Annotated in this window: 14 protein-coding genes; 5 read left to right on the top strand and 9 right to left on the bottom strand. The window is 74.0% G+C overall.

What is annotated here, in order from left to right; genetic code table 11:
* Positions 1-37: 37 nt before the first annotated feature.
* The 5 genes from ACGFZ2_RS08610 to ACGFZ2_RS08590 all read right to left on the bottom strand — a co-directional run bounded on the left by ACGFZ2_RS08610 (position 38) and on the right by ACGFZ2_RS08590 (position 5,028).
* Positions 38-1,213 (bottom strand): cysteine desulfurase family protein, encoded by a 1,176-nt coding sequence (locus ACGFZ2_RS08610; RefSeq protein WP_393451551.1) that lies wholly within the window; start codon positions 1,211-1,213, stop codon positions 38-40.
* A gap of 464 nt (positions 1,214-1,677) precedes the next feature.
* Positions 1,678-2,637 (bottom strand): electron transfer flavoprotein subunit alpha/FixB family protein, encoded by a 960-nt coding sequence (locus ACGFZ2_RS08605; protein WP_393266918.1) that lies wholly within the window; start codon positions 2,635-2,637, stop codon positions 1,678-1,680.
* An 11-nt stretch (positions 2,638-2,648) separates the two neighbouring features.
* The gene (locus ACGFZ2_RS08600) at positions 2,649-3,428 is read right to left on the bottom strand and encodes an electron transfer flavoprotein subunit beta/FixA family protein (protein ID WP_393451549.1); all 780 of its coding nucleotides are present in this window, start codon (positions 3,426-3,428) and stop codon (positions 2,649-2,651) included.
* Positions 3,429-3,820: 392 nt separating this feature from the next.
* Positions 3,821-4,228, bottom strand: a complete 408-nt coding sequence (locus ACGFZ2_RS08595; RefSeq protein WP_393451547.1) for a hypothetical protein — start codon at positions 4,226-4,228, stop codon at positions 3,821-3,823.
* A 2-nt stretch (positions 4,229-4,230) separates the two neighbouring features.
* Positions 4,231-5,028 (bottom strand): GNAT family N-acetyltransferase, encoded by a 798-nt coding sequence (locus tag ACGFZ2_RS08590; protein ID WP_393266926.1) that lies wholly within the window; start codon positions 5,026-5,028, stop codon positions 4,231-4,233.
* Between the two features lie 40 nt (positions 5,029-5,068).
* Between ACGFZ2_RS08590 and ACGFZ2_RS08585 the strand changes: the two genes are divergently transcribed.
* The 3 genes from ACGFZ2_RS08585 to ACGFZ2_RS08575 are packed head-to-tail and all read left to right on the top strand — an operon-like array spanning position 5,069 to position 6,252.
* Positions 5,069-5,461 carry a DUF202 domain-containing protein gene (locus ACGFZ2_RS08585; protein WP_350705113.1) on the top strand — a complete coding sequence of 131 codons (393 nt, stop codon included), beginning with the start codon at positions 5,069-5,071 and terminating at the stop codon, positions 5,459-5,461.
* A complete protein-coding gene (locus ACGFZ2_RS08580; protein ID WP_357453649.1) occupies positions 5,458-5,805 on the top strand; it encodes a DUF202 domain-containing protein in 348 nt (115 codons plus the stop codon). The genes ACGFZ2_RS08585 and ACGFZ2_RS08580 overlap by 4 nt, the downstream gene beginning before the upstream one ends.
* A 27-nt stretch (positions 5,806-5,832) precedes the next feature.
* Positions 5,833-6,252 carry a PLD nuclease N-terminal domain-containing protein gene (locus tag ACGFZ2_RS08575; RefSeq protein ID WP_357453652.1) on the top strand — a complete coding sequence of 140 codons (420 nt, stop codon included), beginning with the start codon at positions 5,833-5,835 and terminating at the stop codon, positions 6,250-6,252.
* An 18-nt stretch (positions 6,253-6,270) separates the two neighbouring features.
* On the opposite strand, the gene ACGFZ2_RS08570 is transcribed toward ACGFZ2_RS08575, so the two are convergent.
* From ACGFZ2_RS08570 to ACGFZ2_RS08555, 4 genes are all read right to left on the bottom strand, one after another.
* On the bottom strand, positions 6,271-7,080 hold the full coding sequence (locus ACGFZ2_RS08570; protein ID WP_393266929.1) for an ABC transporter permease: 810 nt from the start codon (positions 7,078-7,080) through the stop codon (positions 6,271-6,273).
* A complete protein-coding gene (locus ACGFZ2_RS08565; RefSeq protein WP_393451544.1) occupies positions 7,077-8,051 on the bottom strand; it encodes an ATP-binding cassette domain-containing protein in 975 nt (324 codons plus the stop codon). Before ACGFZ2_RS08565 ends, ACGFZ2_RS08570 begins: the two co-directional genes overlap by 4 nt.
* Before the next feature lie 169 nt (positions 8,052-8,220).
* Positions 8,221-9,843 (bottom strand): acetolactate synthase, encoded by a 1,623-nt coding sequence (locus ACGFZ2_RS08560; protein WP_393451541.1) that lies wholly within the window; start codon positions 9,841-9,843, stop codon positions 8,221-8,223.
* 161 nt (positions 9,844-10,004) lie between these two features.
* Positions 10,005-10,778, bottom strand: coding sequence for an enoyl-CoA hydratase/isomerase family protein (locus ACGFZ2_RS08555; RefSeq protein WP_393451538.1), 774 nt, complete (start codon positions 10,776-10,778; stop codon positions 10,005-10,007).
* A gap of 99 nt (positions 10,779-10,877) precedes the next feature.
* On the opposite strand from ACGFZ2_RS08555, the gene ACGFZ2_RS08550 reads away from it, so the two are divergent.
* Together ACGFZ2_RS08550 and ACGFZ2_RS08545 are read left to right on the top strand one after the other, a co-directional pair.
* Entirely contained in the window at positions 10,878-11,354 is a 477-nt protein-coding gene (locus ACGFZ2_RS08550) for a DUF6232 family protein (RefSeq protein ID WP_393451535.1), read from the top strand.
* A gap of 118 nt (positions 11,355-11,472) precedes the next feature.
* Entirely contained in the window at positions 11,473-11,952 is a 480-nt protein-coding gene (locus ACGFZ2_RS08545) for a DUF6232 family protein (protein WP_357697179.1), read from the top strand.
* Positions 11,953-11,981: the final 29 nt, after the last annotated feature.

Below are 11,981 nucleotides of genomic sequence, written 5' to 3'. Positions count from 1 at the left end.
ACGGGGTGGGGTGGGGGGTGGGGGGGGTGGGGTGGGGTCAGCGGGGGGTGCGGAGGGCGGCGGCGCGGCGGGCGCGTTCGACGGTGCCCGGGAGCGCGGCGATGAGGGCGTTGACGTCGGCGGGCGTGCTGGTGTGGCCGAGGGTGAAGCGCAGCGAGGAGCGGGCCCGGTCGTCGTCGGCACCCATGGCCAGCAGCACGTGGGACGGCTGGGCCACCCCGGCGGAGCAGGCCGAGCCGGTCGAGCAGGCGATGCCCTGGGCGTCCAGCAGGAGCAGCAGGGCGTCTCCCTCGCAGCCGGGGAAGGAGAAGTGCGCGTTGCCCGGCAGCCGGCCGGTGGGGTCGCCGTTGAAGACCACCTCGGGCACCGCCTGCCGGACCCGCTCGACCAGGTCGTCGCGGAGCGCGGCGATCCGGGCCGCGTACTCCTGCTGGCCCTTGACCGCCGCCTCCACGGCGACGGCGAAGGCGACGATGCCGGCGGTGTCGAGGGTGCCGGAGCGCACGTCGCGCTCCTGGCCGCCGCCGTGCAGCAGCGGGGTGGCTGGTACGTCGCGGGCGAGCACGAGGGCGCCCACCCCGGTCGGCCCGCCGAGCTTGTGCCCGGTCACGGTCAGCGCGGCGACCCCGCTGGCGGCGAAGTCCACCGGCACCTGCCCGACCGCCTGGATCGCGTCGGTGTGGAACGGCACCCCGTGCTCGGCGGCGACCGCGGCCAGGTCGGCGACCGGCTGCACGGTGCCCACCTCGTTGTTGGCCCACATCGCGGTCACCACCGCGACCCGTTCTCCGTGCTCGGCCAGCTCGGCGCGCAGCTCGTCGGGGCTGAGCCGGCCGCTGGCGTCCACCGAGAGCCAGCCCACCCGGGCCCCCTCGTGGTCGGCCAGCCAGTCCACGGCGTCGAGCACCGCGTGGTGCTCCACCGCGCTGGAGACCACCCGGTCCCGCCGGGTGTCGGCCCCCCGCCGTGCCCAGAAGATGCCCTTGACCGCGAGGTTGTCGCTCTCGGTCCCGCCGCCGGTGAAGACGACCTCGGAGGGGCGGGCGCCCAGCGCGGCGGCCACCCGCTCCCGCGACTCCTCCACCCGTCGGCGGGCACGGCGGCCCGACGCGTGCAGGGAGGACGCGTTGCCGACCTCGCGGGCGGTGGCGACGTACGCCTCCAGTGCCTCGTCGAGCATCGGAGTCGTCGCCGCGTGATCCAGGTATGCCATCACGGCTCAGCCTAACGACCGGCCCCGGACCGGACGGACGCCGGAGTACGCCGTCCAACCCACGGGGGCGGTGGGACCCCGTACCCGCACGTCACGAATCTCTCGGACGTCGCGGGGTACTACCGACCCGCGCGACACACGGATGTTCCCGGTCGGGGTGCTCGGCGACGGGTCGGACGAGCGGCTGCCGTTGCCACCGGACGTCGACCGTCAGGCATACTCGGTTGTCGACGTTTCCGCCGAGGCGTCCGACAGCCCACGGCCCCCGCGAGAGCGTGCCGAGGGGCCTCTGACGGGCTGATCGGCGGGCCGGCTCAGCTCCCCGGCCCGCCGATCAGCTCCCCACCCGCGGTCAGGCCGCGCCCGATGACGTCGTCGGTCCCGATCCTCCCCGTTCGGGAACGGACAGCGACGGGCCGGGAACCGCCGCGCGGTTCCCGGCCCCGGTGCGGGCGAGCGTCAGCTCACTTGCGCTTGCGGATCTCCTCCGCGGCCTGCGGGACGACCTTGAACAGGTCGCCCACCACGCCGAAGTCGGCCAGCTCGAAGATCGGCGCCTCGCCGTCCTTGTTGACCGCGACGATGGTCTTCGAGGTCTGCATGCCGGCCCGGTGCTGGATGGCACCGGAGATGCCGAGCGCGACGTAGAGCTGCGGGGAGACGGTCTTGCCGGTCTGGCCCACCTGGAACTGGTGCGGGTAGAAGCCGGAGTCGACGGCCGCGCGGGACGCGCCGACGGCGCCGCCGAGCAGGTCGGCCAGCTCCTCGACCAGCTTGAAGTTGTCGGCGTTGCCGACGCCGCGACCGCCGGAGACGACGACGCCGGCCTCGGTGAGCTCGGGGCGGGAGCCCTTCTGCTCGGCGACCCGGTCGACGACCCTGGCCAGCTTGTCGGCGTCGGTGACCGACACGGTGAGCTGCTCGACGGTCGGGGTGGCGGCCGCCGGGGTCGGGTTGACCGAGTTCGGCCGGACGGTGACCAGCGGCAGGCCGCGGGTGACCTTGGACTTGACGATGGTCGAGCCGGCGAAGGCCACCTGGGTGGCGGTGCCGTCGGCGGCCAGGGCGACCACGTCGGTCAGGATGCCGTTGTCCAGCTTGACAGCCAGGCGGGCGGCGATCTCCTTGCCCTCCTGGGACGAGGCGAGCAGCACGGCCGCGGGCTGCACCCGCTTGACCAGCTCGGCCACGACGGTGGCCTTGGGGGCCACCAGGTAGCCGTCGATGTCGTCACCCTCGGCGGCGTAGATCTTCTCCGCGCCGTACTCGCCCAGCTTGGCGCTCAGCGCCTCGGCGGCGCCGGGGCCGCCGAGCACGACCGCGCTCGCCGTGCCCAGCTCGCGGGCGAGGGTGAGCATCTCCAGGGTGACCTTCTTGACGCCGAATTCCCGGGTGGCTTCGACGACGACGAGAACCTCAGACATGTCCAGACCTCTCACACGAACTTCTCGGTGGCGAGGAACTCGACCAGCTTGACGCCGCCGTCGCCCTCGTCGGTGATCTTCGCGCCGCCGGAGCGCGGCGGGCGCTTGGTGTGCTCCAGCACGGCGCTGGTCGCGCCCTCGAAGCCCACCTCGGCCGGGGCGACGCCGAGGTCACCCAGGGAGAGCGTCTGCACCGGCTTCTTCTTCGCGGCCATGATGCCCTTGAAGGACGGGTAGCGCGGCTCGTTGATGGTGTCCCAGACGGAGACCACGGCGGGGGTGGGGGCGGTGACCACCTCGTAGCCCTCCTCGGTCTGCCGCTCGACGGTCAGGGTGGCGCCGTCGACGGTGAGCTTGCGGGCGCCGGTCAGCGCCGCGACGCCCAGCCGCTCGGCGATCATGTGCGGCATCACCTGCACCCGGCCGTCGGTCGACTCGGCGCCGCAGAGCACCAGGTCGGCGTTGAGCTGGCCGAGCGCGGCGGCGAGCACCTTCGAGGTGGACACGGCACAGGACCCGTGCAGGGCCTCGTCCACGACGTGCACGGCCTTGTCGGGGCCCATGGAGAGCGCCTTGCGGATCGACTCGGTCGCCCGGTCCGGACCCATGGTCAGGACGGTGACCTCGCCGCCGTGGGCCTCCTTGATCTTCAACGCCTCTTCGATGGCGTACTCGTCCATCTCGTTGATGACGTTGTTCGCCGAACCGCGGTCGACGGTGTTGTCGTCAGTGCGCAGGTTGCGGTCCGCGCCCGAATCGGGCACCTGCTTGACGAGTACGACGATGTTCATCGCGCTTCGACGACCCTCCTGTTTGGTGTAGCGATCACTCGCCCGGTCACGGGCGCAGCCTCCCGCGTGACTTAACGATCGGTCAACCACGGGCTGCTGTGCAGTTGCCCACGGCGCAATGTTACCTGTCAGTAGCATCGACCTCCGGCGACCTCAGGGTGACACAGCTCACGGCAGGCCGCCCCGGCGGGTAATCTGGCAAATTGGGAGGTGTCGCGAAATGTCAGAATCCTCCAGCGCCACGCCGCACGACCCGCCGCGGCGCCCCTGTCGCCGGGCGCGCCCCGAGGCGTACCGCTGCGCCTGCGGCCGGGTCCGCGACCGGTGCGTACGCGCCACCGTCCGGGCGCTCTGGTCGCCGGGCCGGCGCACGCCCGCGCCGGCGGACCGGCTCACGCCGACTGAGCCAGCGCGCCCCTGATCCGCTCGATGACCGCCGCCTCGGCCGGAGCCACCCCCCGGTGCGCCCCGGCCACCCGCTCGGCGGCGGACAGCACCACCTCGCGGTAGACCGCCACGTCCTGCGGCGACTTCTCGCGCAGGATCTCGACGGAGCGGCCCAGCGCCGGCAGCACCACCGCCTCGATCTCCAGCGCCGAGTCCCGGGGCAGCTTCGGCAGCGGCCCGGTGGTCAGCGCCTCCTTCACGACCCCGCTCGTGTCGGCCATCGCGGCGGAGGCGGCGAAGCTCTCCCGGAACAGGGCGAGCATCCCCGGATCGGCGTTGGCCACCAGGAACACCGCCCCGAACGCGCCCGTCTTGAGGGTCAGCCGCTCCTCGGCCGTCAACCGCTGCTCCATGATCACGGAGTGTAGACGTACGGGGTGGTCGTCGTGACCGGGACGAGGCCGAGCCGCTGGAGGATCGGCCGGCTCTCGTCGGAGGCGTCCACCTGGAGCAGCGTCCGGTCGCGCTGGGCGGCGAGCCGGGCCCGGTAGGTGACCAGCGCCCGGTAGATGCCCCGGCGGCGCCACGGGACGAGGGTCGAGCCGCCCCACAGGGTGGCGAACCCGGTTCCCGGCACGTAGCGCACCCAACCCGCGCTCACCACCTCGTCGCCCGCCTCGGCCACCACCACCGTGATCGACTGCGGGTCCGCCGCGATCTCCTTCTCCAGCCCGGTGGCCAGGTGGCTGCGGTCGGCGTTCCAGACCGCCTCCTCCATCGCCACGATCCGGTCCAGGTCCGCGCGGGCGGTCACCTCGCGTAGGCGTACGCCCTCGGGGACGACCGGGAGCGCGGCCGCGAGCGGCGCGACCGGGCCGATCACGACGGTCTCCGGCTCCTCCGGCACGAACCCGGCGGCGCGCAACCGCTCCGGCAGGTCCGCCGGCTCGTCGTGGCCGTGCCACTTCCACTCCACCGACTCGCCGCGCGCCCGGAAGAACTCCACCTGCCGGGCGATCAGCCCGTCCAGCGCCGCGCCGGTCAGCCCGTCGAGATCGCGGTAGGTGAGGAAGCCGCCGTGGTCGAGGCCGAGAAGGCGGACCAGCGGGCCGTCCCGGTCCACGGTCACCCCCGCCGGCAGTGGGTCGGGCACCGACGCCCGCAACTGGTGGTCGTACGCGTTCCGCAGCGTCATCGCGTCAAGATCCGTCACTGCTCCAGGCTACGACCGGACGGAAGCGGATAATCGGCACGTGTGGCAGGCGATCAGGCGATGGTTCGACCCGCGCGAACTGCGCTCGGTCGGCAGCACCCCCGACTACCGCTTCTCGCTGGCCAACGAGCGGACCTTCCTGGCCTGGCTGCGTACGGGGCTGGCGCTGGTCGCGGGTGGGCTCGCCGCCGCCCAGTTCCTGCCGCCGCTGCCGCTGGCACACCTGCGTGAGGTGATCGCCGTCGCGCTGCTGCTGCTCGGCGGAACGGTGGCGGTCCGGGCCGTCGACCACTGGGCGCGTACGGAGCGGGCGATCCGGCTCGGCGAGGAACTGCCGGCCTCCCGCTTCCCGGCGGTGCTCGCCCTCGCCGTCGGCCTCGGCGCGCTGCTGCTGGTGGCGGCGGTGCTGGCCCGGGCGGTCGGCGAACGGTGAGCGCCGGCGCGCAGCGGACGCCGCCGGGCCGGCCGGCGCGCGACCCCGGGCTGCAACCCGAGCGGACCCGGCTGGCCTGGCGGCGCACGGCGCTGGCGCTCACGGTGATCATGGTGCTGACCGTGCGGCTGGCGCTCACCGGCCCGCCCGCCGGCGGGACGCTCGGCGCGCTCGTCGCCGGGCTGGCCGTGCTCGGCTGGGCCGCGGCGCTGGCGGTCTGCTGGCGGCGGGCGAACGCCGTCGGCCCGGCCTCCCGCTACGGGCGGGCGCTGCCCCTGGTCGCCCTGGCCACCGCCGGCTACGCGCTGCTCGGTGCGCTCCTGGCGGCGCGCGGGCTGGGTTGACGGGACCGGGTGCGCCATCATTGACCCATGGCCCGGTTGTACGTCCTCCTCTTCGTGGTGCAGATCGTCCTCGCGGTCTGCGCGCTGATCAGCTGCCTCTCCGCCGAGGAGGGCGAGATCAAGGCCCTGCCCCGGATCGCCTGGGTGCTGATCATCCTGTTCTTCCCGCTGCTCGGCTCCCTCGCCTGGTTCGCCGCCGGGCGCGAGCGCACCCCGGGCCGGCCCGGCGGCGCGCCGTCGACGGGCCGGATCCTGCCGGCCCGCGAGCGGCCCCGCCCGGTCGCCCCGGACGACGATCCCGAGTTCCTCCGCTCGCTCGGCGAGCGCTCCCGGCGGGAGGACCAGGAGCTGTTCACCCGCTGGGAGGAGGACCTGCGCCGCCGCGAGGACGACCTGCGCCGACGCGAGGGCGAGCCGCCGCGCGAGGAGGACCGCCCCGAGGTGTAGCCGGCGGCCGGCTGCGGGTCACACCCGGCGCCGGAGCCCGCGCACGGCGAGCGGGGCGAAGATCGCCGCGAGGACGGCCGCCCAGAGCAGCGACTGCACCACCGGCGCGGCCACCGGCCCGCCGACCAGCAGGCCGCGCAGCGCGTCGGCCAGGATGGTGACCGGGTTGACCTCGACCCAGGACTGGAGCCAGCCGGGCATCGTCTCGGTCGGCACGAACGCGTTGCTGGTGAAGGTCAGCGGGAAGATCACCATAAAGCCGAAGATCTGCACCTTCTCCGGCTCGCTGACCAGCACGCCGACCAGCACCGAGATCCACGACGCGGCCAGCGAGAACGCGAGCAGCAGGGCGAACGCCCCGAGCAGGCCGGGCAGGCCGTTGCCCAGGCGGAAGCCGAGGATCACGCCGACGCCGACGAGCAGCGACACCGACCACGCCTGCTTGACCGTGTCGGCGAGGATCCGCCCGGCCAGCGGCGCCCAGCGGGCGATGGGCAGCGACCGGAGCCGGTCGAAGACGCCCTTGGTGAGGTCGTTGTTCAGCCCGAACCCGGTGGTCATGGTGGCGAAGAAGGCGTTCTGCACGATGATGCCCGGCAGCGCGAAGGTCAGATAGTCCCCGGGCGAGCCGGAGATCGCCCCGCCGAACACGTACGTGAACAGCAGGACGAACATCACCGGCTGGATGCTCAGGTCGAGCAGCTCCATCGGGTTGTGCTTGATCTGCACCAGGCTGCGCCAGGCCAGGGTCAACGTGTGGCGCAGCCCGGCGGCGGGGCCGAGCCGGCGGGCCGGCGCGACCGGCGCGGTCAGGGTGGCGGCGGTCATGCCGGGGTCCTCTCCAGGTCGGCCCCGGAAGGGGCGTCGGCGTCGGCGCGGTGCCCGGTCAGCTGGAGGAACACCTCGTCCAGGCTGGAGCCGCGCAGGGCCAGCTCGGCGACCGCGATGCCGGCGGCGTCGAGGCGGCCCACCACGGCGGGCAGCACGCCCGGGTCGTTCACCGGCACGGTGACGGTGCTCTGGGCCACCTCCGGGGTGGCGTGGACCACCTCGCCGGCGATGGCCACCACGGTCGCCAGGTCGGCGGCGTCCGCGGGCCGGACCGCGAGCACCTGGCCGCCGGTCCTGGCCTTCAGTTCCTCGGGCGTGCCCTGCGCGATCACCCGGCCGTGGTCGACGACGGCGATCTCGCCGGCGAGCTGGTCGGCCTCCTCCAGGTACTGCGTGGTGAGCAGCACCGTCACCCCGTCGGAGACCAGGCCGCGCACGATGTCCCACAGCTCGTTGCGGCTGCGCGGGTCGAGGCCGGTGGTCGGCTCGTCGAGGAAGAGCACCTGCGGCCGGCCGACCAGGCTGGCGGCGAGGTCGAGCCGGCGGCGCATGCCCCCCGAGTAGGTCTTGGCCGGCCGGTCGGCGGCGTCGCTGAGGTGGAAGTCGGCGAGCAACTGCCGGGCGCGGGCCCTGGCGTCGGCCCGGGAGGAGCCGAGCAGCCGGCCGATGAGCAGCAGGTTCTCCGCCCCGGTGAGCGTCTCGTCGACCGAGGCGTACTGGCCGGTCAGGCCGATGAGCTGGCGCACCCGGTGGGCGTCGCGCACCACGTCGAAGCCGCCGACCGTGGCGCGCCCCTCGTCGGCGCGCAGCAGGGTGGCGAGCACCCGGACGGTGGTGGTCTTGCCGGCCCCGTTGGGACCGAGCAGGCCGAAGACCGTGCCGGTGGGGACGGACAGGTCAACTCCGGCGAGGGCGGTGGTGTCGCCGAACCGGCGCACCAGCCCCTCCGCGCGGATCGCGTAATCCATCGCAACTCCTGTCGTTCTCGCTGGTCGAGCCACCATGACCGGCATCCCTGACATTCCGCCGATCCCGGGCTGACGTTACGGCGACAGGCGCTGACATTCCGCCGATTTAGCTGGTCGTGAAACGCGCCCGCCGCCGTCGCCGGGCGCGGCGACGGCGGCGGGCGGTGGTTCAGGCCAGGTTCGACGAGCGGGGGTACGCGTCAGCCGGGTCGGTGAGCACGTTCACCAGGTACGGCACGCCGGCGTCGAAGGCGCGCTGCAGGGCCGGCCCGAGGTCGGCGGCCTTCGCCACCGTCTCGCCCGCGCCGCCGAGGGCGCTCACCACCTGGTCGTAGCGCAGCTCCGGCTGGAGGTCGGCGGCGACGTCGTAGCCGTACATGGCGCGCATGGGGTGCTTCTCCAGGCCCCAGATGCCGTTGTTGCCGACCACGATCACCACGGGCAGCTTCTGCCGGGCGAGGGACTCCACGTCCATCAGCGAGAAGCCGGCCGCGCCGTCGCCCATCAGCACACAGATCTGCCGGTCGGGGTGGCTGACCCGGGCCCCCATCGCGTAGCCCATGCCGGTGCCGAGGCAGCCGTACGGGCCCGGGTCGAGCCAGGTGCCGGGCTGGGCGGGCTCCAGGTAGCGGCCGGCGTACGAGACGAAGTCGCCGCCGTCGCCGATCGTGATGGCGTCGCGGGCCAGGACCCGGCGCAGCTCGCCGTAGACCCGGGCGGGCCGGATCGGGTCGGTCTCGGCGGCCATCTCCGCGGCGTCGCGGGCCTTCGCGGCGTCCTCGGCGGTGCGCAGCCCGGCGATCCAGTCGGCGTGGTCGGCCCGGTCGCCGGGGTGGTCGGCGAACGCGGTGAGGACCAGCCGGAGGTCGCCGGCGGGGGCGGCGGCCGGCTGGACGTGCCCGGCCCGCTGGCTGGGCGCGTCGACGACGTGCACCACCTTCGCGTCGCCGAAGTCGCCGAAGCTGAGCCGGAAGTCCAGCGGGGTGCCGATCACCACGACCACGTCGGCGCCCTTGAGCGCCACCCGGCGGGCCTTGGCGAAGGCGAGCGGGTGCTCGGGCGGCAGCGCGCCCCGGCCCATCCCGTTGGTGAAGACCGGCACCTGGAGCGCCTCGGCGGCGGCCCGCAGGGCGTCAACCGCGTCCCCGGCGTAGACGTCGGAGCCGGCGATGATCACCGGGCGGCTGGCGGCGGCGATCAGGGTGGCCGCCTTCGCCACCTCGTCCGGGTCGGGCTCGACGGGCGCGATGCCCGGCGGGGCGGGGAGTTCGGCGTCGGCGACCGAGAAGACCGCCTCCAGGGGGAAGTCGAGGAAGACCGGGCCCCGGTGCGGGGTGAGCGCGGTGGTCAGCGCCGCGGTCACCGCGCGCGGGATGTCGTCGGGGCTGAACACCGTCTCGGCGTGCTTGGTGACCGGGGCGACCAGCGGCAGGTGGTCCATCTCCTGGAGGCTGCCGGAGCCCCAGCGGAACTGCGGGGCCCGACCACCGAGCACCAGCACCGGCGAGGCGTTGAAGTAGGCGCTGGTCAGCCCCGAGATGCCGTTGGTGACGCCGGGGCCGGCGGTGAGTACGGCGAGGCCGGGGCGGCGCTGGAGCTTCGCCACCGCCTCGGCGGCGAAGACCGCCGACTGCTCGTGCCGGACGTCGTAGAGGGGGAAGCCGGTCTTGTGCGCGGCGTCGTAGAGCGGGAAGACGTGCCCGCCGGAGAGGGTGAACATCTCCCGCACCCCGTACGCGCGCAGCGCCGCGAGCGCGAGCTCCCCGCCGTGACCTTCGATCCGCTCCGTCATCGCCGCTGTCCCTTCGTCCGCATGACCGGAGTCACACGCTACTCACCGGTAGGCGGAATGTGAACCGTCCTCGGCTCGGCGCGGGGCGTCCACGTCGGTGGTGGACGCCCCGCAGTGGGCGAGCCACTGGGCCGGCGGGCACGCCGCCGGCCCCACGCCGGTCAGCGGCCGGTGAAGTCCGGCTTGCGCTTGGCCACGAACGCCGCCATGCCCTCGCGGCGGTCGTCGGTGGCGAAGAGCGCCGCGAAGAGCTGGCTCTCCCACGCCAGGCCGGAGGCGAGGTCCATGTCCAGGCCGCCGTCCACCGCGAGCTTCGCGGCGCGCAGGGCCTGCACCGGGCCGGTGAGGTACGGGCGCACCAGCTCGACCGCGGCCTCGTAGACCTCGGCGGCCGGGGCCACCCGGTCGGCCAGCCCGATCCGCAGCGCCTCCTGGGCGTCCACCATCCGGCCGGACATGATCAGGTCCTTGGCGCGGGCCGGGCCGACCAGGCGGGCCAGCCGCTGGGTGCCGCCCGCGCCGGGAATGATGCCGAGCTTGATCTCCGGCTGGCCGAGCTTCGCGTCCTCGGCGACGACCCGCCAGTCGCACGCCAGCGCCAGCTCGCAGCCGCCGCCCAGGGCGTAACCGGTGATCGCGGCGACGACCGGCTTCGGGATCCGGGCGATCGCGCCGAGCGCGCTGGACAGGTCGGCCGCCCGCTCCGCCATGTCCACGTAGGACATGTCGGCCATCTCCTTGATGTCCGCGCCGGCGGCGAAGACCTTCTCCCCGCCGTACACGATGACGGCGCGGACACCCGGGTCCGCGGTGGCCGCCGCGGCCGCGGCGCGCAACTCCTCCTGCACCTGGGTGTTCAGCGCGTTCATCGGCGGCCGATCCAGCCGGATGGTGCCGATGCCGTCCTTGGTCTCCAGCCGCACGAACTCGCCCACGCTGGCCCTCACTTCCTCGTCGAAGTCGCGGGCCAACCTTACGGCGCGGGCCGTCGGGGTCAGTAGTGTGGTGTCAGGCCCGCCACCGGGAGTGCAGCCATGATCACTTACTACGACGACAGGTCGGTCCAGATCACGTCCACCGCCGTCCGCGTGGACGGCCGCACGTTCCGGCTGGCCGAGATCAGCATGGTCTGGCACCAGCGCGGCAGCCGGTCCTGGCGGGTGCTCGCCGGCCGGGGCGCGATCGGCGCGGCGCTGGCCGGCCCCCTGGTGGCCGCCGCGCTCGGCATCGCGCTGGCGCTCACGCTGGACCGCTCCCTCACCGTCACCGTCGCCATCGTCGGGGCCTCGGTGCTCGTCGGGCTCGCGGTCGGGCCGGTCGCCGACTTCCTCTTCGAGCACCTGGACCGCTCGTACGCGCGGGGCAGCCGACAACTGGAGATCTGGGCCCGCTGGCGCGGCCAGCCGGTGCGGCTGCTGCGCACCGGCGACGCGCTGCGCTTCGGGCAGATCTACCGCGCGGTGCAGCGGGCGGTGGAGGCCGGCCAGCCGGTGACGCCCCGCCGTCGCTAGAACCCCGTCCTTGAACGTTGCCCGGGTGATCGGTTGGTTCTGAAAAATTGAGCCCGGCCGCATCGAGCGCCGTCCACCTCGGCCGGCCGCAGACCCGGCGCAGCGGTTAGGCTTAGTGATGACCCTCTATTACCGGGACGACGCGGTGCAGGTGACCTCGGAGTCGATCCGGGCCGGAGGCCACGCCGTCGCGATCGCCGACGTGACGTACGTCTGGCACGCGCAGGGGCCGAAGACGCTGGCGGTACGCGGCCGGGTGCTGGGCCGCGGCGTCCTGGTCCTGCTCCTCTCGCTGCCCCCGCTGATCGCGGTGGTCTGCGTGCTCGCGCTGGCCTGGTCGGCGCAGGACCGGGGCGAGTGGCAGCTGGCACTGGTCATCCTCGCCGCGTGCGTGGTCGGCGCGCTGGCCCTGGCCCCGTTCCTGGAGATCCCGCTCGGCTGGCTCGACCGCTCCTACGAGCGGGGCAGCAAGGTGCACGAACTCTGGGTGCAGCACCACGGCCGCGAGGTGCTGCTGCTACGCACGCCGGACGCGCTGCGGTTCGGGCAGATCTACCGGGCGGTCCAGCGCGCGGTCGAGCAGCACACGGAGTCCTGACCCGGGGCGCTGCCCGGAGGCTCGCCCTG

This window comes from Micromonospora sp. NPDC048063 (assembly GCF_043202855.1).
Taxonomy (GTDB): Bacteria; Actinomycetota; Actinomycetes; order Mycobacteriales; family Micromonosporaceae; genus Micromonospora.
Note: the sequence above shows the minus strand (reverse complement) of the source record. Positions and strands in the feature narration are given on the sequence as shown.